The 19,642-nt window shown below is 64.4% G+C and carries 23 protein-coding genes and 1 tRNA gene; 1 reads left to right on the forward strand and 23 read right to left on the reverse strand.

Annotated features, from left to right (window positions below; all coding sequences use genetic code 11):
* From hisIE to hisS, 11 genes are all read right to left on the reverse strand, one after another.
* Positions 1-612 carry a bifunctional phosphoribosyl-AMP cyclohydrolase/phosphoribosyl-ATP diphosphatase HisIE gene (hisIE, locus tag H9L16_RS14535; RefSeq protein WP_187552359.1) on the reverse strand — a complete coding sequence of 204 codons (612 nt, stop codon included), beginning with the start codon at positions 610-612 and terminating at the stop codon, positions 1-3.
* Positions 609-1,379: an imidazole glycerol phosphate synthase subunit HisF gene (gene hisF, locus H9L16_RS14540; protein ID WP_187552360.1), complete on the reverse strand. Its 771-nt coding sequence runs from the start codon at positions 1,377-1,379 to the stop codon at positions 609-611. The genes hisIE and hisF overlap by 4 nt, the downstream gene beginning before the upstream one ends.
* The gene (gene hisA, locus H9L16_RS14545; RefSeq protein ID WP_187552361.1) at positions 1,373-2,107 is read right to left on the reverse strand and encodes a 1-(5-phosphoribosyl)-5-[(5-phosphoribosylamino)methylideneamino]imidazole-4-carboxamide isomerase; all 735 of its coding nucleotides are present in this window, start codon (positions 2,105-2,107) and stop codon (positions 1,373-1,375) included. Before hisA ends, hisF begins: the two co-directional genes overlap by 7 nt.
* Positions 2,104-2,706 carry an imidazole glycerol phosphate synthase subunit HisH gene (hisH, locus tag H9L16_RS14550; RefSeq protein ID WP_187552362.1) on the reverse strand — a complete coding sequence of 201 codons (603 nt, stop codon included), beginning with the start codon at positions 2,704-2,706 and terminating at the stop codon, positions 2,104-2,106. The genes hisA and hisH overlap by 4 nt, the downstream gene beginning before the upstream one ends.
* Positions 2,703-3,782: a bifunctional histidinol-phosphatase/imidazoleglycerol-phosphate dehydratase HisB gene (gene hisB, locus H9L16_RS14555; protein WP_187552363.1), complete on the reverse strand. Its 1,080-nt coding sequence runs from the start codon at positions 3,780-3,782 to the stop codon at positions 2,703-2,705. Before hisB ends, hisH begins: the two co-directional genes overlap by 4 nt.
* Entirely contained in the window at positions 3,779-4,870 is a 1,092-nt protein-coding gene (hisC, locus tag H9L16_RS14560; protein ID WP_187552364.1) for a histidinol-phosphate transaminase, read from the reverse strand. The genes hisB and hisC overlap by 4 nt, the downstream gene beginning before the upstream one ends.
* The gene (hisD, locus tag H9L16_RS14565) at positions 4,867-6,165 is read right to left on the reverse strand and encodes a histidinol dehydrogenase (RefSeq protein ID WP_187552365.1); all 1,299 of its coding nucleotides are present in this window, start codon (positions 6,163-6,165) and stop codon (positions 4,867-4,869) included. The genes hisC and hisD overlap by 4 nt, the downstream gene beginning before the upstream one ends.
* Positions 6,162-7,076 carry an ATP phosphoribosyltransferase gene (hisG, locus tag H9L16_RS14570; RefSeq protein WP_187552366.1) on the reverse strand — a complete coding sequence of 305 codons (915 nt, stop codon included), beginning with the start codon at positions 7,074-7,076 and terminating at the stop codon, positions 6,162-6,164. Before hisG ends, hisD begins: the two co-directional genes overlap by 4 nt.
* A gap of 10 nt (positions 7,077-7,086) precedes the next feature.
* Positions 7,087-7,410: a YerC/YecD family TrpR-related protein gene (locus H9L16_RS14575; RefSeq protein WP_187552367.1), complete on the reverse strand. Its 324-nt coding sequence runs from the start codon at positions 7,408-7,410 to the stop codon at positions 7,087-7,089.
* A 90-nt stretch (positions 7,411-7,500) separates the two neighbouring features.
* Positions 7,501-9,393, reverse strand: coding sequence for an HAL/PAL/TAL family ammonia-lyase (locus H9L16_RS14580; RefSeq protein ID WP_187552368.1), 1,893 nt, complete (start codon positions 9,391-9,393; stop codon positions 7,501-7,503).
* Positions 9,390-10,769 (reverse strand): histidine--tRNA ligase, encoded by a 1,380-nt coding sequence (gene hisS / locus H9L16_RS14585; RefSeq protein WP_187552369.1) that lies wholly within the window; start codon positions 10,767-10,769, stop codon positions 9,390-9,392. The genes H9L16_RS14580 and hisS overlap by 4 nt, the downstream gene beginning before the upstream one ends.
* 108 nt (positions 10,770-10,877) lie before the next feature.
* Here hisS and H9L16_RS14590 point away from each other — a divergent pair.
* Positions 10,878-10,954: transfer RNA gene (locus H9L16_RS14590), tRNA-Pro, on the forward strand.
* A 65-nt stretch (positions 10,955-11,019) separates the two neighbouring features.
* Here the strand turns inward: H9L16_RS14590 and H9L16_RS14595 are convergent.
* The 12 genes from H9L16_RS14595 to H9L16_RS14650 all read right to left on the reverse strand — a co-directional run bounded on the left by H9L16_RS14595 (position 11,020) and on the right by H9L16_RS14650 (position 19,628).
* A complete protein-coding gene (locus tag H9L16_RS14595; protein WP_187552370.1) occupies positions 11,020-13,257 on the reverse strand; it encodes a phage tail tape measure protein in 2,238 nt (745 codons plus the stop codon).
* On the reverse strand, positions 13,250-13,846 hold the full coding sequence (locus H9L16_RS14600) for a hypothetical protein (protein WP_187552371.1): 597 nt from the start codon (positions 13,844-13,846) through the stop codon (positions 13,250-13,252). Before H9L16_RS14600 ends, H9L16_RS14595 begins: the two co-directional genes overlap by 8 nt.
* A complete protein-coding gene (locus tag H9L16_RS14605; RefSeq protein WP_187552372.1) occupies positions 13,821-13,967 on the reverse strand; it encodes a hypothetical protein in 147 nt (48 codons plus the stop codon). The genes H9L16_RS14600 and H9L16_RS14605 overlap by 26 nt, the downstream gene beginning before the upstream one ends.
* A 193-nt stretch (positions 13,968-14,160) precedes the next feature.
* The gene (locus H9L16_RS16595) at positions 14,161-14,451 is read right to left on the reverse strand and encodes an HNH endonuclease (protein ID WP_189375815.1); all 291 of its coding nucleotides are present in this window, start codon (positions 14,449-14,451) and stop codon (positions 14,161-14,163) included.
* A gap of 96 nt (positions 14,452-14,547) precedes the next feature.
* Positions 14,548-16,023 carry a phage portal protein gene (locus H9L16_RS14615; RefSeq protein ID WP_187552374.1) on the reverse strand — a complete coding sequence of 492 codons (1,476 nt, stop codon included), beginning with the start codon at positions 16,021-16,023 and terminating at the stop codon, positions 14,548-14,550.
* Positions 16,010-16,339 (reverse strand): hypothetical protein, encoded by a 330-nt coding sequence (locus H9L16_RS14620; RefSeq protein WP_187552375.1) that lies wholly within the window; start codon positions 16,337-16,339, stop codon positions 16,010-16,012. Before H9L16_RS14620 ends, H9L16_RS14615 begins: the two co-directional genes overlap by 14 nt.
* The gene (locus H9L16_RS14625) at positions 16,336-17,358 is read right to left on the reverse strand and encodes a phage major capsid family protein (protein ID WP_187552376.1); all 1,023 of its coding nucleotides are present in this window, start codon (positions 17,356-17,358) and stop codon (positions 16,336-16,338) included. Before H9L16_RS14625 ends, H9L16_RS14620 begins: the two co-directional genes overlap by 4 nt.
* 404 nt (positions 17,359-17,762) lie before the next feature.
* On the reverse strand, positions 17,763-18,212 hold the full coding sequence (locus tag H9L16_RS14630) for a hypothetical protein (protein ID WP_187552377.1): 450 nt from the start codon (positions 18,210-18,212) through the stop codon (positions 17,763-17,765).
* A 237-nt stretch (positions 18,213-18,449) separates the two neighbouring features.
* Entirely contained in the window at positions 18,450-18,911 is a 462-nt protein-coding gene (locus tag H9L16_RS14635) for a hypothetical protein (RefSeq protein ID WP_187552378.1), read from the reverse strand.
* Positions 18,912-19,009: 98 nt separating this feature from the next.
* The gene (locus H9L16_RS14640) at positions 19,010-19,213 is read right to left on the reverse strand and encodes a hypothetical protein (RefSeq protein ID WP_187552379.1); all 204 of its coding nucleotides are present in this window, start codon (positions 19,211-19,213) and stop codon (positions 19,010-19,012) included.
* Positions 19,210-19,443 carry a hypothetical protein gene (locus tag H9L16_RS14645; RefSeq protein ID WP_187552380.1) on the reverse strand — a complete coding sequence of 78 codons (234 nt, stop codon included), beginning with the start codon at positions 19,441-19,443 and terminating at the stop codon, positions 19,210-19,212. The genes H9L16_RS14640 and H9L16_RS14645 overlap by 4 nt, the downstream gene beginning before the upstream one ends.
* On the reverse strand, positions 19,440-19,628 hold the full coding sequence (locus tag H9L16_RS14650) for a helix-turn-helix domain-containing protein (protein WP_187552381.1): 189 nt from the start codon (positions 19,626-19,628) through the stop codon (positions 19,440-19,442). The genes H9L16_RS14645 and H9L16_RS14650 overlap by 4 nt, the downstream gene beginning before the upstream one ends.
* Positions 19,629-19,642: the final 14 nt, after the last annotated feature.

The following is a 19,642-nucleotide window of genomic DNA, read 5'->3' on the forward strand; positions in this document are numbered from 1 at the left end:
CTACCCGCGGCGTGCCTCGAGCACGCGCTTGGCATCGTCCAGCGACAGGCCGCGCGCGCGCAGCAGCACGATCAGATGGAACAGCAGGTCGGCAGACTCGCCGAGCAAGGCCTCATCGTCCTGCACAACACCTGCAAGCGCGGTTTCCACGCCTTCCTCGCCCACCTTCTGCGCCACCCGGCGCACGCCGCCCTCGAACAGGCGCGTGGTGTAACTGCCCTCGGGACGTTCGCGTTCGCGCATGGCGACCAATGCATCCAGCGTCGCCAGCGTGTCTGCAGGCGCAGCCGGAAAACAGCTGGCGCGCTGCAAATGGCAGGTCGGGCCTTGCGCGCGCGCCTGCACCAGCAGGGTGTCGGCATCGCAGTCGGTTTCGATATGGACAAGATCCAGCACGTCGCCCGAGCTTTCGCCCTTCATCCACAGGCGCTGCTTGCTGCGACTGAAGAACGTGACCCTCCCGCTTTCCAGCGTGGCGACCAGCGCCTCGCGGCTCATGTAGCCGAGCATCAACACGCGCAGGTTGTCGGCATCCTGCACGATCGCCGGCAGCAGTCCACCCTGCTTGTCCCAGGCGAGTGCCTCGATATCGATGTCGATGGCTTGCGTCACAACCGCACCTCGATGCCCTGCGCGCGCAGGGCCTGCTTGAGCGCGGGAATCGCCACCGCGCCGGAATGGAAGATGCTGGCGGCCAGCGCGGCGTCGACATCGGCCTGGCGGAAAGCCTCGGTGAAATGGGCGGCCTCGCCGGCACCACCGGACGCGACCAGCGGCACGTTGCAGACCGCGCGCACCGCAGCGATTTGCTCGAGGTCGTAGCCACCGCGCACGCCGTCGCTGCCCATGCAGTTCAGCACGAGCTCGCCGGCACCCAGCGCCTGCGCCTCGACCACCCAATCGAGCGTGCGCTTGCCGGGCGCGCGCATCGCATCCGGATCGCCGGTGTGGCTGCGCACGCGCCATTCACCATCGACGTCGCGCAGCGAATCGATGCCGACGACCACGCATTGCACGCCGAATGCTTCGGCCAGTTCGGAAATCAACGCCGGCCGTTCCAGCGCGGGTGTGTTGATCGAGACCTTGTCGGCGCCGGCGAGCAACACCGCGCGCGCATCGTCGACGCTGCGGATGCCGCCGGCCACGCAGAACGGGATGTCGATGACGCGCGCCACCCGCTCCACCCACCCGCGATCCACGCTACGCCCCTGCGGGCTGGCGGTGATGTCGTAGAACACCAGCTCGTCCGCGCCCTGGTCGCGATAGCGCATCGCCAGTTCGACGATGTCGCCCATGTCGACGTGGTCGCGGAACTTGACACCCTTGACCACGCGGCCCCCGCGCACGTCCAGGCAGGGAATGATGCGACGGCTCAGCATTGCAGTGCCTCCGGCAACGACAATCGTCCTTCCAGCAAGGCCTTGCCGAGCACCGCACCGCTGCAGCCGGCGTCACGCGCGGCGATGACATCGGCCACGTCGCGCACGCCGCCGCTGGCTTGCAACTGCAGGCCCGGATGCGCGGCGGAGATGTCGCGATACAAGCCGATGTTCGGGCCGGACAGCATGCCGTCGCGTTCGATGTCGGTGCACAGCAGGTGGCGCAATCCGCCATCGGCGTAACGGCGCAGCAAGTCGTCGAGGGTTTCCGATGCGGTCTCTGTCCAGCCGTGCACCGGCAAGCGCCAGACACCATCCCCATCGCGACGCGTATCGAGGGCGACGGTGATGCGCTCGCTGCCGAATTCGCCGATCCACGCCAGCACGCTCGCGGGATCGCGCACCGCCAGCGAACCGATCACCACGCGCGATGCGCCGGCATCGAGCAACGCGGCCACGTCGTCACGGCTGCGGATACCGCCACCGGTTTGCACCTGCAAGCCCTTGCACACAGCGATGTCGCGCAGCAATGGCAGCAGCGTGTAGCCGCCGGCTTTGGCGGCGTCGAGATCGACCAGGTGCAGCCACGTCGCGCCGGCATCGGCATGACGTTTCGCGAAGGCGAACGGGTCATCGCCGTATCGGGTTTCCTCTGCGTAATCGCCCTGCCGCAGGCGCACCACGCGGCCCTCGCGCACGTCGATGGCGGGATAGACAGTGAAACTCATGCGCCGTTCCATTGCAGGAAATTGGACAGCAGCCGCGCGCCGACCGTGGCCGAACGCTCGGGATGGAATTGCGCGCCGACCACATTGCCACGCTGCACCATCGCGGCGAAACGCTCGCCATGCGTGCAGGCGGCGATGCAGTCCGCAGTCACCGGCGCGGCATAGCCATGCACGAAGTACGTACCCGCATCGTTCGCAACGCCTTCGAGCAGGGCCGAATCGCGCACAAATTCAAGCCCGTTCCAGCCCATGTGCGGCACCCGCAATCCCCGAGTACCGACCATCCTTTGCACACGGCCGGGCAACAGGCCGAGACATTCGACATCCCCTTCCTCGGAGGACTCGAACAGCAATTGCATGCCCAGGCAGATGCCCAGCAACGGCACGCGCGTCGCACGCAACGGCTCGACGAGCCCGCGTTCGCGCAGCAGGGCCATCGCCGGAGCGGCCGCACCCACGCCGGGCAGGATGATGCGTTCGGCATCGCGCAGGTCGTCGCCATCGCGCACGATGCGTGCCTCCACGCCCAGGCGCTCCAGTGCGTAACGCACCGAGCCGAGATTGGCACCACCGGCATCGATCAGCGCGAGCGCGGTCACAACGTGCCCTTGGTCGATGGCAGTTCCGCGCCTTCGCGCTTGATCGCTTGCCGCAGTGCGCGCGCCAGTGCCTTGAAGCAGGCCTCGACCTTGTGATGGTCGTTGTCGCCACGCACCTGCAGATTCAAGTTGAGGCCGGACGCATCGCAGACCGAACGGAAGAAATGCGGCACCAGTTCGGTCGGCAGGTCGCCCACCCGCTCGCGCTTGAACTCGCCGTCGAAAACGAAGTACGGCCGGCCGCTGAAGTCCAGCGCGGCACTGGCCAGGGTTTCGTCCATCGGCAGGGTGAAGCCGTAGCGACCGATGCCCCGTTTGTCGCCCAGCGCTTCCTTCAGCGCCTGGCCAAGCGCAAGCCCGGTGTCTTCCACCGTGTGGTGCTCGTCGATGTGCAGGTCGCCGTCGGTGCGTACGTCCAGCGCGAAGCCGCCGTGCTTGCCGATCTGTTCCAGCATGTGATCGAAGAACGGCAAGCCGGTGTTGATGCGAGGCTCGGCCACGCGATCCAGGTTGACCTCGACGCGAATCTTCGTTTCCTTCGTATTGCGCTGGACGACCGCGCGGCGTGGCGCATCCGCGAGTTCATGCGCGATGCCGTTCCAGTCCCACTCGCCACCGAACTGTTCGGTCTTGAGCTGGAAGCCGCGGATCTTCAGGTTGTCGGCAAATTCGATGTCGGTGGGCCGATCGCCGACCATGCCGGAACGCGTCCAGTCGATGCCGCGATCCTGCAGGTAGCCCACCATCATGCCAAGTCCCGGCTTGCGGGTCGGCTTGTTGTCATGCGGGAAGCTTTCGTCGATCAACACGTCGCGGAAACGCAGGCCCTGGCTCTCGAACACCTGCATCATCAGGTCGTGCGGCCCCCGGAAGTTTTCGCGCGGATAGCCTTCGGTGCCCAACCCGTCCTGATTGCTGACGATGACGAACTGGTAGCCGGCGTCACGCAGCTTGAGCATCGCCGGGATCACGTCCTTGACGAAGCGCAGCTTGGGATAGGCATCGATCTGGAAATCCTCCGGCTCCTCGATCAGGGTGCCGTCGCGATCGACGAACAGGATCGGCGTGCCTCTCATGCCGCTACTCCCACTGCATCCGCATCCAGTGCCGCCAGCACGCGCCGGCATTCGTCCGGCGTGCCGACGCTGACCCGCAATGCGTCGCCGAGTTGCGGCATCGCGCGCATGTCGCGCACCACCACGCCGGCTTCCAGCAGTTGGGCGAACGCGGCATCGGCATCGACGAAACGCGCCAGCAGGAAATTACCCGCCGACGGATACACCTGCAGCACCTGCGGCAGGCTGCGCAGGCCGGCCGCGAGCCGTTCGCGCCAGCCGCGCGTCTCCGCGACATGTGCGGCCGTGCTTGCCAGCACCTGCGGCGTCAGTGCCTTCAGCGCGGCTTCCGTCACCGGTCGCGGCATCGGGTACGGGGCTTGGCAGCGGCGCAGGGCGTCGATCAATTCGGGCGCACCCAGCACGCAACCGACACGCGCCGCGGCCAGCGCATGCGCCTTCGACAATGTACGCAGCACCGCGATGTTTTCGTGCGCGGGAAACAGTGCGGTCGCCGATGGCACGTCGGAGTATTCGGCATACGCCTCGTCCACCACCACCAGCGCCTTACCGCGCAGACGCACCGCGAGCGAGGCGATCTCGATCAATGGCAAAGCCTCGCCGGACGGATTGCCGGGTGTGCACAGGAACACCAGGCTCGCGCCACTGGCCAACGCGGCATCGCCCAATGCCTGCAGGTCCACGCACAGGCCCTGCTCGCCATCGACCAGCGGTACGTCGACGATGCGAGCGCCATGCAGGCGCGCAGACACCGCATACATGCCGAACACCGGCGGTGCGATCGCGATCGCACCCTGCCCCGGCGCGCAGAACGCGCGCACCAGGAGGTCGATGGCTTCGTCGCTGCCGCGGCCGACCAGCAATTGCGCCGGTTCGACGTCGTAAAGCGCGGCCAATCGCGAACGCAATGCGCGCGGCTGCGGATCCGGATAGCGGCGCAAGGTCGCGTCCGCATCGGACGGATTGGCCCAGGCCGATTCATTGGCGTTGAGCCAGGCGCTGCCTTCCAGCGATTCGCTGCGCGCCGACTTGTAGCCGGCGAAATCGCGCAGGTCGTCGCGCAGCAGTGCGTTCACCGTCACGTTCATGCCGCGCGCTCCAGGCGCAGTTCGACCGCGCGCGCATGCGCCTGCAAGCCTTCCGCATGCGCGAGCGTGGCCGCGCACGGACCTGCAGCGGCAATGCCGGCGCGAGTTGCATCCTGCACGGTGATCGCCTTCTGGAAACTGGCCACCGACAGCCCACTCCACGCGCGCGCGGCGCCTCCGGTGGGCAGCACGTGGTTGCTGCCGCTGCAGTAATCGCCCAGCGCTTCCGGGGTCCAGTCGCCGAGGAAGATGCTGCCGGCGTTGTGCACGCGCTCCAGCCATGCGCGCGGTTCGCGCACGGCCAGGATCAGGTGTTCGGGCGCATACGCATCGCTGACTTCGATGGCCTGGGTGATGTCGCGCACCCACACCAATCGCGACGCCGACAAGGCCTGCGTGGCGATGGCGGCGCGCGGCAATTGCGCAAGTTGCGCATCGACTTCGACCGCAACCGCATCGAGCAAGGCATCGCTGTCGGATACCAGCAAGACCTGCGAATCGGGACCGTGTTCCGCTTGCGACAACAGGTCTGAAGCAACGAATGCCGGATCGGCACCCGCATCGGCGATCACCAGCACTTCCGACGGACCGGCGGGCATGTCGATCGCAATCCCGCCCGGCCGCTGCAGCGCTTGCCGCTTGGCCTCGTCGACCCAGCCATTGCCCGGCCCAAAGAGTTTGTCGCAACGCGGCACGCGCTCGGTGCCCACGGCCATCGCGGCGATCGCCTGCGCGCCGCCGAGCTTGAACACGCGCACGCCTGGTGCCTGCCGCGCCGCCAGCAAAACCGCGGGATCGGCGGTGCCGTCCTTGCGCGGCGGCGTGCACAGGATGATCTCGATGCATCCGGCCAATCGCGCGGGAATGGTGAGCATCAGTGCGGTCGACGGCAGCGGCGCACTGCCCGCCGGCACGTACAAGCCCACGCGAGCGATCGGCCGTTGCACGCGTTCGCAGCGCAGGCCGGGCGCTGTTTCGACTTCATACGGTGCGGCGATCCCGGCGCGATGAAACGCTTCGATGCGGCCTGCGGCCTCGTCGATCGCCGCCTGTACCTCGGCGCTCACGGATGCACGCGCGGCGTCGAACTCCACCACGTCCACTTCGAAATCGTCGAGCATCACGCCATCGAATTGCCGCGTGCATGCGCGCAACGCCGCATCGCCATCGGCCACGACCGCATCGAAGATCGCCGCGACGCCGCTGCGCACCGCATCGGACACCGCCTGCACCGGGCGCTGCAACACCGCCGCGCGCTCGCCCTCGTCCAGCGCGTTCCAGTCGATCCGCTTCATGCCAGCATCCGCTCCACCGGCAGCACCATCAGTCCACGCGCGCCCGCACGCTTGAGGTCTTCCAGGCGCTGCCAAGTCATCGCGCCATGGCAGAGCGCCTGCAATGAGAGGGTGTCGGCGCCATCGATCGCGCACATCGTCGGCGGCTCGGCATCCGGCAACAGCAACATGAGTTGGTCGACCGCATCGCGCGGGGCCTGGAACATCAGCAGCTTGCTGTCGCGGATGCGCAGTACGCCGTCCATGCGCCGCAGCAGCAGGTCGGCGAGCTCGGCGCGCACATCGCCGAAGGGTTGCGCCGGGCCCGCAAGCACCGCTTCGCTCTGCAGGATGTCGAGCACCGGCTTCAACTGGTTGGCGGCCAAGGTCGCACCGCTCGAAACGAGATCGCAGATCACGTCGGCCTGGCCGAGGCGCGGTGCGATTTCGACCGAGCCGTTCAATACCACCGCTTCGGCCTGCACGCCTTGTTCGCGCAGCCAGCCGCGCAGCAGGTTCGGATAGGTCGTAGCGATGCGCTTGCCGGCGAGTTGCGACGGCCCTTCCCACGTCCAGTCGTCGGGCACCGCCAGCGACAGCTTGCAGGCACCGAAGCCGAGCGAGCGCCATTCGCGGAACACCTCGGGCTTGCCGGCTTCCGCGCGTTCGCCGGCCTGCTCCACCAACACATTGCGACCAACGATGCCGAGGTCGCAGACGCCGTCGGCGATCAGACCGGGAATGTCGTCGTCGCGGACCAGCAACAGGTCGACCGGCAGCGATTCGCCATAGCAGAACAGCTTGTCGCGGCTCTCGCGCCAGCTCAGGCCGGACGAGGCCAGCAAGGCACGCGCCGGTTCGCTCAGGCGTCCGGATTTCTGGATGGCGATGCGCAGTCGGTCGCGCACCGCGCTGTTCGCGGTGGGGCTCATGGGGATTGGCTCAATGGGAAGCGGTGGGCAGGCGCAGGCGACGGGCGGCGGTGCCGTACCCGCCGGTGCCACGTTCGAGCGTGCGGGCAACGCGGCCAACGGTGGTCACGCTGACCAGGGTGCGCTCGTGGATCTCGCGATACGGCAATCCCTGCAGCAGGCACGGCACCACCCGCCAGCGATCGCCCATCGCCTCGAGTTCGGCGGGTGTGCACAGGTCTTCGAGGAAAGCGCGGATCTCGCCCGCCCCCTTGAGTGCGGACAGCGCTTCGGCCAAGGCGTCGATGGCGATGGCGGCGTCGTACTTCGGCAGGGGTTCGGGGCGTTGTTTCATTGGATTAATGTATTAGCGTGTTAATACATTAATCCATCACGACAACCGAGGTCAACCCCTGCCAAGCAAGGGATGACCTCGGTTGTCGTGTCAGTCCAGTGCGCTTCGCGCGGCAGCCAGCACGCTGCCCTCGACCACCAATGCAACGGCAGTCGCGACATCCCCATCCATCGCGTGGTCGCGCCCCATGAACGGGATGCGCGCGCGAATCGCGGCATGCGCCGCAGCGACGGCACGGCCTGGCCGGAATTCGGCAGCATTGGCCAGTTGCGTGCGCAATGCATCGACCTCGACCAGGAACTCGCCATGGTCGCCGGCATCCGGCAGCGGCCCGCCCTGGACTTTCATCGCGAACGCCTCGGCATCGGCGCGATCCGCCAGGTCACGCGCGGCGTTGATCATGTCGCGACGCAGGTCGAGCGCCTGCGCGGCGGTGTACAGCTCCAGCCCGAGCACCTTCCCAAGGTCGGATGCCATCGCCAGCACGTGGCGCGCCTCGTTGGCGCCCATCGAGACATGGTCCTCGGCGTTGGCGGAGGTCGGGATCGAATACACCGACGCCGGCATCGCGCGGCTGGCGAGGTCGTTGACGATCGCCGCAGCGGTGTACTGCACGATCATGTGGCCGGACTCGGTGCCGTCCTCATTGCCGATCAGGAACGCCGGCAGGCCATCGTTGGTCGCCGGATCCACCAGCTTGTTGAGGCGGCGCTCGCTGATCGAGGCCAGCACCGGGATCGCCGCCTTCAGGTAGCTCATCGCCAGCGCCAGCGGCATGCCGTGGAAATGGCCGGCGGAGATCACCTGCTGCTCGACGTGCTCGGCCTGCTTGTCCGGGAAGATCAGCGGGTTGTCGGTGAGCGCGTTGAGCTCGATGTCGAGCACGCGCTTGGCCTGCCCCAGCGCATCACGCACCGCGCCATGCACCTGCGGGATGCAACGCAGCGAATAGCTGTCCTGCGGCTGGTGCTTCTTGCCGCCGCGGAACGGCAGGAAGCGCCGGTAGAACTTCTCGCGGCCATGGCGCTGGCCGAACGGCACCCAGTCCCAGCCGATGTCGAAGCTGAGCGCTTGCGCAGCCTGCGTATCCCAGCTCGACGGCAACCACTGCCGGAACCGTGGCACCAAGTGATACGCGATGTCGGACAGGGTCGATCCGTCGAGCAGGCGCAGCAGGTTGTCGGCGGTCTGCACCTGGCCCGGATGTGGACGCAGTGCGTGCACCTCGGGCGCGAACGCGCCGAGTCGACCCGCGAACGCATCGATGGTCATCGCTGCAGCAAGGTCGGCGGTGTCCAGCAGGTCTTCGAGCTGCTGCACCGCGAGCACACCTGTTGCGAGCATCTGCGCGGTGCCATTGTTCAGCGCCAGCCCTTCCTTGTACGACAGCGTGACAGGCTGCAAGCCCTTGCGACGCAGAGCCTCGGCACCGGCAACGCGCTCGCCGTCGACGAAGGCTTCGCCGCCGCCGAGCAGGACGATGGCCAGGTGCGACAGCGGCGCGAGGTCGCCGGACGCACCGACGGACCCCAGCTGTGGCACCACCGGCACGATACCGGCGTTGAGCATGGCCGCCAGCGCCTGCAGGGTCTGCACGCGGATGCCGGAGTGTCCGCGCAGCAGCGTGTTGATGCGGATGCACAGCATCGCTCGCACCACGCCCGGCGCGAACGGTTCGCCCACGCAAACCGCATGGGTGACGATGAGGTTGCGCTGAAGTTCGATGTGCGGCGACTGCCCGGATTTCGACGCACCCGGCAATTCGTCGCGCAGTGGATGCGCGCCGAGCAGTTTGTCGGCATTGCTGCCGAAGCCGGTCGACACGCCATAGATCGGTTCCTCGCGCGCGACCTGCGCGGCGAGGAAATCGGCAGCACGCGCGACGCGTGGCAGCGAGGCCTCGTCCAGTTCCACGCCTTCGCCACGCGCGACCTGCACCAGTTGCGCGCGCGTCAGCGAAACGCCATCAAGACGGACGGTCATCGCGCTGCTCCGCTCGTGCGCAATTGTTCGCGCTCGACGAGGAGCGTGGGCGCGAGCTCGGCTTCGGAGACCTCGAACTGCTCACCGCGACGCAGGTCCTTCACCGCGACCACGCCGCGCGCGGCCTCGTCCTCGCCGTGCATCACCACGAAGCGGATGCCGGCCTTGTCGGCGTACTGCAACTGCTTTGCCAGCTTGCGCGGCTCCAACTGCGTTTCGACGTTGAGGCCAGCGGCGCGCAGGCGCTGCGACAGGCCGAGCGCATGCGCCAGCCCGGTGTCGTCGAGCAACGCCACCAGCACGTCGACCGAACTCTCGGCGGTATCGACCAGGCCGGCGTCCTTCAACTGGAAGAACAGCCGGGTCAGGCCGATGGAGATGCCGACGCCGGGCAACTTCGACTTGGTGTAATGACCGGCCAGGTTTTCGTAGCGCCCGCCCGAACAGATCGAGCCGATCTGTGGGTAGGCGTCGAGCGTGGTCTCGTAGACCACGCCGGTGTAGTAGTCGAGGCCACGCGCGATCGACAAATTCAGCGCATAGCGCGAGTCGGCCACGCCGAGCGCCTGCAACTGGACCAGGATCGCGCGCAACTCGTCGCGACCTTCCTCGAACAGCGGCGTGCCGGTGCCGAGCGCATCGAGTTTGGCCAATGCATCCGCATGTCCCTGCGAGCGCACCTTCGAGAACGACATCAACCGGCCGATCACCTCGTCGGACAAGCCGAAGCCATCGCCCGCCAAGGTCGCGCGCACCGCGTCCTCGCCACGCTTGTCCAACTTGTCGAGCTCGCGCAGCACCGCGAACTGCGCTTCGCCCTCGATGCCCTGCCCCTCGAAGAAGCCGCGCAGCAGCTTGCGGTGGTTCAGCTGGATGGTGAATTCGCCGATCGCAAGCCGCTCGAACACCGCCGAGATCACCGCCGGCACTTCCGCATCGAAGCGCGGCGACAGCGCGTCCTTGCCGACCACGTCGATGTCGCACTGGTAGAACTCGCGGAAGCGGCCGCGCTGGGCGCGCTCGCCGCGATACACGCGCTGCATCTGGTAGCGGCGGAACGGAAAAGCGAGGTCGTGCTCGTGTTCGGCCACGTAGCGGGCCAAGGGCACGGTCAGGTCGAAGCGCAGGGCCAATTCGGGCAAGCCATCGGCACCCTTCTCGAGAGCGCCAGTGGACTGGACGAAGTACACCTGCCGCTCGGTTTCGCCGCCGGACTTGGTCAGCAGCACCTCGGACAACTCCATCACCGGCGTTTCCACCGGCAAAAAGCCGAAGCGCTCGAACACCTGGCGGATCGTGTCCAGCATGCGCTGGAAGGCAATCTGGTCGCGGGGCAACAGCTCCATGACCCCGGGCGGGGTGCGTGGCTTGATCAAGGCAGGAACTCCGTCACGGAATGGCGTTAGTTTAGCTGCCGATGGCGTGCGAACAGCTGCCCTCTTGCCGACCGCGCCACATGCCCCTAAAATGCGCGGCTCTGCTGTCGGGGTGTAGCTCAGCCTGGTAGAGCGCTACGTTCGGGACGTAGAGGTCGCAGGTTCGAATCCTGTCTCCCCGACCAACAGAATCAAGCATTTAGGCCACCTTTACGGGTGGCCTTTTTGTTTCCGTTCTTTAAGCGTTCTTTTAGGCGAACCTCATCGCGTGCTTCAGCTTCTGTGCCGCTTCGGCCTCGCGTTGCGCGGAGCTACTGCGGTCATACATGCGGGGGTTGTAGAAGTTCTGGACGACTTGCTGGCTGCCGCCTCCCCCGCCGAGCTTGTGGTTAGGCGTGATGGTCACGGCGTCATTCCCAGTCATCAGGTAGTCGCGGCCACGGACGGTCATCAGCTCGGGGCCGTTCTCGTTGACGCGCGCAATGCTGTTGGCAGGCATCAGGCCGCCAGAGGCGTACCCGCCCTGCATCCAGCTCAGGTAGCTCGAACCACCAGCCGCCGAAGCGCCTGCCCCTGCCCCTGCCCCGCCGCCTGCGAAAGCGCCGAGGACTGAGGTAAAGAGTCCCGCCCAGCCATCCCCAGCCTTGCCGCCCTGCGTAGTGCCCAGCTGTCCAAACAAGTCCTCGATGACTTTCTTCGACGCGAAGTCGAACACGGCATCCGCGAAGTTATCGAACGCATCCTTCACCGCATCCCATGCGTTCTTGCCGTTGTAGATGTCGCCGAAGATCCCGCGCACCGACTCGCGGAACTCGTCCATCAAACCGACTTGTTCGCGTATCCGATCACTCTGCGCGTAGGCGTCCTGCAGCTTCGACAGCGCGCCCGCTTGCTGCGCTATTGCGTCGGCATCCATGCCCCGTGTCGCAATCGCCAGTTGCCGCTCAACGTTACCCATTCCGACAAGCGAGTTCTCAAACTCCAGGTCGGCCAGCAACTCGCCCAACGGGTCTAGCTGTTTTCGGATGGCTTCGACGTTGAGGTCGTATTCCTTCCGCAAGTTCGCCTGCGCTTTCTCTAGCTCTTTGGTGCCGACCTCTCCCGCCTTTGCGGTGTCGATCAGCCTTTGATTTTCGACCGTATAGCGATACAACGCCTCGGCTAGCGGGCCTGACAGCGATGCGGCCATGGCGTCGAACTCCTCACGGGCGCGGACGACAGCTTCGACCTGTTCGCGAAGCGCCTTCGCTGCATCCTCGGCGTTGTCTCTGACAGACTTGCCTTTGCCGCCACCCTTGGCCTTGGAATCCCCGCCTCCGTAAACGCCAGCCAATGCAGCGGCCAGTCTTTCGGCTTCCTTCCTTGCTTCCGCAGCCTGAGCCGCCGTCTTTTTGAACAGGCCATCAGGATCGGCGTCGATCCCAGCGAACAGCACCGGCTTCGGCGTGCCGCGCACATTGCTGAAGTCGGGGAGGTCATTGAAGGCGTAGTAATACGCCCTGTCCGCCTTACCTTTAGCGGCCATGATTTGATCAATGCCGCGTGAGGTGTCTTTGAACAGCAGGGTTCCCAGCCCCTGCAGTGCCTGGGCGCTGCCCTCTTTGATCGCGGTGAGCATCTGAATAGTGCCCGCGCCGATAGAGTTGGCTTTCTCCAAATAGTCGACCAGTGAGCTAGCCGCGCCACCGACAGAATCGAGTGCACCGCCTGCCGCTTGGCCCTCTTTCGCTGCGTTCTGGAACATGGTCGCCAAGCGGTCTAGCGATGGCAGCAAGTCCTCCGCGAGCTTCAGGAAAAGCCCCTCAGAGATTGCCCAAATGTCGCCCATCTTGTCGTTGAACTGGTCTGCAGCTCGCAACGTGTCGCCATCAAGTTCGACGCCCAACTCGCGCGCACGGTCGCGCAGGCTTTCGATACCGTCCTGACCCTGATTCAGGAACTCCAGCAAGTCAGTGCCCGACTTTCCAAACAAGTCCATCGCAAGCGCGCTTTCCTGAGTCGCGTTGTCGAGTTCCTTGAAGCGAGCTGCAATCGCGGGCAGTACATCCTCAACATCCCTCAGCTTGCCCTGAGCATCCACGACAGACACGCCTAGCGCATCGAACAGCTTGCCTTGCGACGACTTCGGATCCAGCGCCTCAGCCATGTTCTTGGCGAGCTTCTTCAGGCCGATGCCAAGCGAATCGATGTCCGTGCCGGATTGCTTCGCTGCGTAGGCCCAGCCCGACAACGCTTCGGCAGAAACGCCGAGACGCTGGTTCATGTCGTTGAGCTGGTCGGCGTAGTCAATGGCCTGTTTCACACCAGCGGAAATTGCAACTGCTGCACCGGCTACGGCTGCACCTGCCACGGCTCCGAACTTTTTAGCCCGTGCCTCCATTTCTCGCATGCGCTTGTCGGTAACTCGCGCGGCTTTGTCCATTCCTTGCTCAAATCCGCCCATGCGGAGAACTAAATCGAGCGTGAGCGCGCCCAAAGACTTAGCCATTGATTGCCCCCAAGTCGCGCACATTCGTTCCGGCGCGCGTTATCTCGGCAACCAGCAAACGTCCGCCAGTGACAGCGGTAGGCGTGTTGCCTTCCATCCATGCAACTTGATCGCGTGCGAGCTGGAGCGCACGCTGGTCATCGAAGCAGGCCGGAATCGGCACCTTTGGAAGCGGTGCCACGCGGCAACGATTGACCTCGCCGAATAGCTTGGCTGTCTTGGCATTCAAGTCTGCAACGTAGGTAACGCCCGCCATGCTTTGTTTGGCCTCAGACCAGCCGACCAAGTGCACCTCGCACTGCGTAGCTTCATCGGGGAAGCCGGCAGGAAAGTTAGCCGCAGCCCAGCTAATCAGCTCGGGCAACTTCTCGGCCAGGTTGTCGTAACTGGTAAGCCCCGGCACAAGCCAAACCTGCGCCAGCACTTGGAAGAATGCCAACTGCGATCCACGGCACGCCATCACCGAATTGGACTGCGCGAGGATGACCATCTTGTTCGATTCGACCAGCTCGCCAGTTGCTGCATATGCCAACGTGTCGACTGCAACGACAGCGCGATCCTGCTCAATCCATGACTGAAAAATACTCATTCCCTTCCTCCAGTATTGTTGGATCGCCAATCTGTCCGACTGCGGGCCCGATCATTGCGCCGTAGTACGCGCCCTGCGGGTTGTAGCCGGTGACGATGAAGCCGATGACGGCCCCGACCACTGTTCCTATGGTTCTGCCTGAAATGTTCCTTCTCCTTGTCTTGTGTGAGCCCTGTTGCTTCGCGCACGCGCGTCACCGGCCCATCACCGTGGTGTGTGTTGGTTGAAAGTTGGAATTTGTTACGGTTCAGCACAACGCACCTCCGACGACGGTGTCCGAGACCGTCTCAGCGGCCCAGCAACGGCCCCGCCGCCTACATTGGCCAGCCATCCACGCCGATACGTGCCTTGATCCTTACGTTGCGTCCCTGCGCCTCTGCGGCCTCGCGCTCAGACTTGTCGGCATGGCAGGGAGGGCATATCCAGCCGAGATTGCCCATCTCCGTCTTGCCGCCTTTGGAGACCGGGACAATGTGGTCACACTCGCCCTGCTCCACGATGCGACCGCAGACATAGCACTTGTATCCGTCACGGATCGCCACCGCATCACGTAGGCGTCGCCACGGTCTGCCGCCGCGTCCGTTCCCGTATCTAGTCGCGGTCATGGTGGGGTCGTCTGCTCAATTGTGGATGTGCGTGCAAAGCTTCGTCGGCGGTGTCCGGTGCGGACGCAGGCTCTCGCCAGCCTGCCCCGCCGTGGGTCACGCAGCCCAGCGCGCCTCATGCTCAGGCGTCCATCGCCAGCTAGCCGGATTCCATTCGCCGCTACCTGCCAACGTCTCCCAGCGTTGCGTGGCGTTGTTGAAACGCGCACGCATCTTGGGGTCTCGGCCTTCCATGACCTTCTGGATGTAGTTGGCCTGTCCTCGCGTGAGTAGCGGGCCTGCATCCTTGCTGCCGCCAGTACCGAACGGATCGGCGGATTGATCGCGCCTCGCAAGCGCCTGCAAGCTGAAGTTTTGTTGTTGCAGGTAAACGCTATCGCCACCTTCGAGCGGTGCAAGCCCGAACCGTCGGCGAGCCTCGTTCGGTGCCTTGATCCCGTTCTTGACCAGCGCGCCTTCTATCTCTGCCTGCTGCTGCGCGTCCATGCGTAACAGCGGCTCCAGGTTCAACTCCACGCCTAGCGCATCACCCAGCCCAAGCCCATGGTCGAGACAGTCTTCCATGGACTCGATGCGGGCCTGTAGCGCGTCCTGATAGTAGAGCTGCGAGACATCGCCGACCTTCAGCCCGGTAGGGATTTGCCCGATGCCGATCTTGTAAGGCGGCACGCCGAACGCATGGCATACCTGCTCGTCCGAATACTTCAGTTGCTCGACAAGCTGGCTATCCGCTGCCGTGTTCGCGAATGCCTGATATTTCAGGTCAGCGCCGATCACTCCAACCTTGCCCGCGTTTGAGCCTGAGTAGTTCTGCTGCCAAAACGTCTGGAGCTTCTTTGCGTCCTCTTCCGACATGCCAGCGGGTGCCGTCAGGATTCCGCCCGGTTGAGCATGGTTTCCGAAGAACTCCGCACCAGTTCGATTGATCCGCTGGTTTTTCGCAGCGGGCCAGTAAGCGGCCAGCAGCGGCGGAACGCCGATCAATGGATGGTAGAGCGTCACCTCGCGGTCGTGGATCATCTCGCGCTGAGGAACGATGATCCGTCCGTTCTCGCTAATGTGGTTCAAGTTGTCGACCGACAACTCATAGAACACGTCGCCAGTGTCGGAGACCAGCACCTTCACCTTCGTCGGGTCTAGGATGAAAAGCCCATCCACCACGCCGCGCGCGTCGCGCCTCTTCAGGACATAGGTGTTGCCGTGCTGGAGCTTGCTGAGGATCCACGATTCCCGGAACTGCGCCGCCGTCTGGTAACTGTTCGGCTTCCGCAGGACTGGTGAATATGCCGGGTTCGTGGTCGTGCGCCACAAGCCGTTAGCGTCCAGCTCGCGCAGGGTAAACGGCAACTTGCCGATATCCTTCGCGATGCGGCTCAGGCACGCATAGACCGTCGAGTATCCCGTGACGTTCTCTGCACGCTCGCTGGTAACTCCCTGCTGCCACGCGCCGGCATAGGGTTCAGTCACCAGCGGGAACCATCCGGTTCCCATGCGTGGACTGGAGACCGGCACCAGCGCGGGCGCGGCCTTCTCTCGGGTCAGCAAGCCCCGGAAGCGATCAACGATACCCATCGATCACCTTCCTAGTCTGCGCCTCTGCGTACTGGCGGACGAATGATTCCACCTCCAAGCGCTTACGCAGGACATGGGAAAACTCATGCACCCATTGCTGCTCGATGTAGATATTCCAGCCGGCTGCTGTCAGTGCGACGTTGACCGAGCGAAAACGTGTTGCCGGCAGGTCAGGGAAGTAGGCTTCCATATTCACCGAACAGCCATCAGTGTTCGGGTTTGCCAACATGCTGAAGTCGGTGACGCCGTAAACGCGGTAAACGCGCGCGACATCGTTCGCCAGGGCGAGTTGAGCCTCCGCTTTACTCAGGCTCATTCGTAAGCGTCCGCCAGGCCATAGCTAACGTCGGTCATGGTCACGACATTGCCCGCGCCGTTGACCTCCCAATTCGCGGACGCAGTGCCGCGCCATGCGATTGCATTGGTTTGAAAAAGTGCGACGAAATCGCCGCTGCCGAACGTGGGCGAATCGCTCATTTGCAGCGTCGCGTCCTCGCTCAGACTGAGGTCGAAGTCGCGAGCCGCATAGGCGACTGCTGCCGCGTCAAAGATCGTGATGGTGCCGCCGTTGCTATCGAACGGGACAGACTCGCTGCAAACAACAGGCACGCCCATCAGGACGCCACCGCGAACGGTGAGCTTCGTGTCGCCGAGCTGGGAAGCGGCCACGCCGATCCGGACAGCTACGCGCGGATGCATGACGATGCACGCGGTCAACATGCTGCCTTGATACTGGTCAAACAGGTTTCGGATGTCCTGCCGAATGTTGCCGCTGGATGCGAACTGAAAAGCGCCGTTGGTGATGGAAGCCGGCGCTTGATCGGGAGTGCCGGCGTTGTCGGGGTCGATGAACGCGATGTCGAGCGCGCCCGCAATGGCGTTCAACAGGTCGCGTTGCAGCGCGGCCTCCTGCACGTCGCCCATGGACTGCACGGCTTCCTTCGTCGCCACGATGATGGATGCGACCTTCAGCGGTAGCAGCGTGAAGCGATCCATCGCAGCGGTGGACAAGGGAATCGGTCGACCCTCCGAAACCCAGTAGCCGCGAGCGCCAGAGATTTGACGCAGGTTCGGAATGTTGAAGCCGATGCGGCGCAAGTTCGGAACGCGGCCCAACAGGCTTTGTTCAACGGCCATGCCGAAGAACTCGCGGGCCTCTGGCGTGCCGCCAGGTTCTGCTGTGATCGCAGGAACCGCAGCCTTTGCGATGGCCTGCGCGTGGGTATGGCCCCAGCGATTGGCTGCGTATGCATCGGGATGCGCCGACGACATGGCGTGGGCGATGACACTGCGCACGAAAGTACGCCCGCGAGGAACGAGGGAGACGGTAGACATTGTTTTTTTCCTTTCGGAGCCGACGGCATCACGCCGTTAGGCATTTCCGATTGTTGCCACTGAGCGCCAGTGACCAGCGAATCCGGCAATGCGCCGGGAATCTCTGCAAACAAAAAGGGCCGCCAATCGGCAGCCCTTCGGGATAGATGCGCCCGTATACCGGGGCGCGCGGTTGTCCTCTAAGCCTCAGACGTGGCGGCGGGTGGTTGTCGGGCTTGACCGGGCCGACTCCGGGAACTTGTGTGCTGGCATCACCAGCGATTGACCCACCCGCCAAGGCGATCAAACGCAAAACCCCGGCGCGTGGCCGGGGTCTTTGTGCAGCGCAGGGCAGCCCTAAAAATCGGACTCCCTCACATAAGCGCCAGTTGTGAACCTGAAAGCTCCCAAGCTGAACGGCTCGTTTATCTTCGCGTCCCTGCCCTGTCCAGTCCGGCGTGCCATTCGCCCTGAGGCTCGGGGTGTTCAATCGGATTGATTGGCAGGTTCAGTTCGTCGCGGTGCTGGTTCGCTGGATGCGGTCGCGTGACGCCAAGCCGTCTGGCGCTGCCTGAATGTCGCAGCTTGTCGCTCGATGGCTTAGGAGCCGCGCGAGCCGCCGCGCTGGCGACCATGGACTCCTCGACATCGTCGTCCGCGTCCATTTGCCTGCGCCAGTCAATCATCGCGAACCACTCGTCCGGGTCGATTCCCAAGTAGAGCGCGTCAATCCGCACCAGCTTGGAATCGTGCAACGCCTGCGCGAATGCCTCAGAGCGGATGCCAGCAAGTTTGGCCGCAGCCTTGATCGTCAAGGCAGCCGGCGTGCCGTGCATCATGATGAAGCGGGTTAGCCATCCGTCGAAGCGGCTCATTGCGCCCTTCCATGACTTCCCGGATGGACGGCCCCTTGTGGGGGGCCGCCTCATCCGGTGGCAGATGGACAGCTAGGCAGATATCCGGCGTCCGCCTTAGAAGCGCCGAATCAGGGAAAAGTCGTTGCCAAGCCAAACCGCTCAAAGCTAATTGCAGAGCCGCTTTCAGGGGATGACTGGTAGGTGTGGGTACAGGTCTAGGTGCAGGTGAAGGTACAGGTGCAAGTGCAAGAGCTTTCATGCTGCGATCCTCAGAAGCTCGCGGACGACTGAGTAACGGACAGCGGGTGCCAGCTTTTGCTGGCGGGCGGTCGTGGTGACGGTGTCCACCTTGCCGACGATGATGCGCCGGGTAAGGCTTTGGAGGTCAAACCTGTCAAAGCGCCCCGGAAGCTCTAGCAGGCGCGCGTATTCGCGAACAAGGTCGCAGCCCGCCGATGCCTTGAAACGTCCTGAGCGGCCTTCCTTGCCCACCAGCGCGGCGACGTTGTAGTGCCGGGACACTAGCGCGCCGAAGTGTTCGCCGGGATCAGCTACGGTGAAGGAAAGGGACAGCTTGGGCGACCGGCCCATGAACTTGTATGTCTGCCAGTGCTGGAGCGATAGCTGGTATTCGCCCGGTGGTATCAGGGCCGGCAAACCGCCATCGATGACGCCGTCGCAACTTGGAACGATTCTCAAATCTGGGGCCGCGCCCATTGTTGTCCCTCGCCGGGGCCAGCGTTACACTGGCCCCTGCACTCGTTAGCCCGATTGCACCTTGAAGCCCCAGCCGCGCCAACGGTCTGGGGTTTCGCTTATGCGGCCTCGCCGTCGCCACGGATCAAGCGCGTACGCAACTGCGACACCGCAGTCCTCGCATCCGCCAGGTCGCGCAACAGGTAGTCGCATTTGTCCGCGCATGGCCGCTTGCTCAGTTCGGCGAACTTGGCCGCCAAGCCTTCGCCCAAGTCGGACAACGTCGGCTGCCGCGTCATGGTGAAAATGTTGTCCGCGCTCATGGCGCAGCCGCCTGCATTGCATCGTGCGCGATCCGTGCTTCGGTAATCGTGTCGCTCAGCAGCCACAACACGCTGTTCTGCACGGTCTGATTAAGCCCATGCAGCACGCCGTCGCCTAGCACCGATGCCAGCGCTTCCGCCTGCGTGATGCGCCGTTCAAAAATGTCCAGCGGATGTTCGCCTTGCGTGGGGTGTGGTGCCCGCCACGTCACCTCATTGTGGTCGCTCATGCCGCACCTCGTTCGAGCTGGGCGACGTAGTTCTCCAGCGCCTGCCGGGTGATCCGGCGGAGCCTGCCGACCTTGTAGGACTTCAGTTCGCCGGACTGGATTGCGCGATAGATCGCGCTCCGGTTCATGTCGGTGGCGGCTGCCGCTGCCTCTGGCGAGTAGCTAAGTTTTTGTTCCTGCTGCATTTCGTTACGTCCTA

Source organism: Thermomonas carbonis (assembly GCF_014396975.1).
Classification (GTDB): Bacteria; Pseudomonadota; Gammaproteobacteria; order Xanthomonadales; family Xanthomonadaceae; genus Thermomonas; species Thermomonas carbonis.

Excerpts from the sequence above, each read along its gene's own strand:
- H9L16_RS14595 (WP_187552370.1), bottom strand. The coding sequence starts at position 13,257 with ATGGCTAAGTCTTTGGGCGCGCTCACGCTCGATTTAGTTCTCCGCATG.
- H9L16_RS16595 (WP_189375815.1), bottom strand. The coding sequence starts at position 14,451 with ATGACCGCGACTAGATACGGGAACGGACGCGGCGGCAGACCGTGGCGA.
- H9L16_RS14650 (WP_187552381.1), bottom strand. The coding sequence starts at position 19,628 with ATGCAGCAGGAACAAAAACTTAGCTACTCGCCAGAGGCAGCGGCAGCC.
- H9L16_RS14615 (WP_187552374.1), bottom strand. The coding sequence starts at position 16,023 with ATGGGTATCGTTGATCGCTTCCGGGGCTTGCTGACCCGAGAGAAGGCC.
- H9L16_RS14580 (WP_187552368.1), bottom strand. The coding sequence starts at position 9,393 with ATGACCGTCCGTCTTGATGGCGTTTCGCTGACGCGCGCGCAACTGGTG.
- hisG (WP_187552366.1), bottom strand. The coding sequence starts at position 7,076 with ATGAGCCCCACCGCGAACAGCGCGGTGCGCGACCGACTGCGCATCGCC.
- H9L16_RS14640 (WP_187552379.1), bottom strand. The coding sequence starts at position 19,213 with ATGAGCGCGGACAACATTTTCACCATGACGCGGCAGCCGACGTTGTCC.
- hisB (WP_187552363.1), bottom strand. The coding sequence starts at position 3,782 with ATGAGAGGCACGCCGATCCTGTTCGTCGATCGCGACGGCACCCTGATC.
- H9L16_RS14600 (WP_187552371.1), bottom strand. The coding sequence starts at position 13,846 with ATGAGTATTTTTCAGTCATGGATTGAGCAGGATCGCGCTGTCGTTGCA.
- H9L16_RS14620 (WP_187552375.1), bottom strand. The coding sequence starts at position 16,339 with ATGAGCCTGAGTAAAGCGGAGGCTCAACTCGCCCTGGCGAACGATGTC.
- hisA (WP_187552361.1), bottom strand. The coding sequence starts at position 2,107 with ATGAGTTTCACTGTCTATCCCGCCATCGACGTGCGCGAGGGCCGCGTG.
- hisD (WP_187552365.1), bottom strand. The coding sequence starts at position 6,165 with ATGAAGCGGATCGACTGGAACGCGCTGGACGAGGGCGAGCGCGCGGCG.
- H9L16_RS14635 (WP_187552378.1), bottom strand. The coding sequence starts at position 18,911 with ATGGGCGCGGCCCCAGATTTGAGAATCGTTCCAAGTTGCGACGGCGTC.
- hisF (WP_187552360.1), bottom strand. The coding sequence starts at position 1,379 with ATGCTGAGCCGTCGCATCATTCCCTGCCTGGACGTGCGCGGGGGCCGC.
- H9L16_RS14625 (WP_187552376.1), bottom strand. The coding sequence starts at position 17,358 with ATGTCTACCGTCTCCCTCGTTCCTCGCGGGCGTACTTTCGTGCGCAGT.
- H9L16_RS14645 (WP_187552380.1), bottom strand. The coding sequence starts at position 19,443 with ATGAGCGACCACAATGAGGTGACGTGGCGGGCACCACACCCCACGCAA.
- hisC (WP_187552364.1), bottom strand. The coding sequence starts at position 4,870 with ATGAACGTGACGGTGAACGCACTGCTGCGCGACGACCTGCGCGATTTC.
- H9L16_RS14630 (WP_187552377.1), bottom strand. The coding sequence starts at position 18,212 with ATGAGCCGCTTCGACGGATGGCTAACCCGCTTCATCATGATGCACGGC.
- H9L16_RS14575 (WP_187552367.1), bottom strand. The coding sequence starts at position 7,410 with ATGAAACAACGCCCCGAACCCCTGCCGAAGTACGACGCCGCCATCGCC.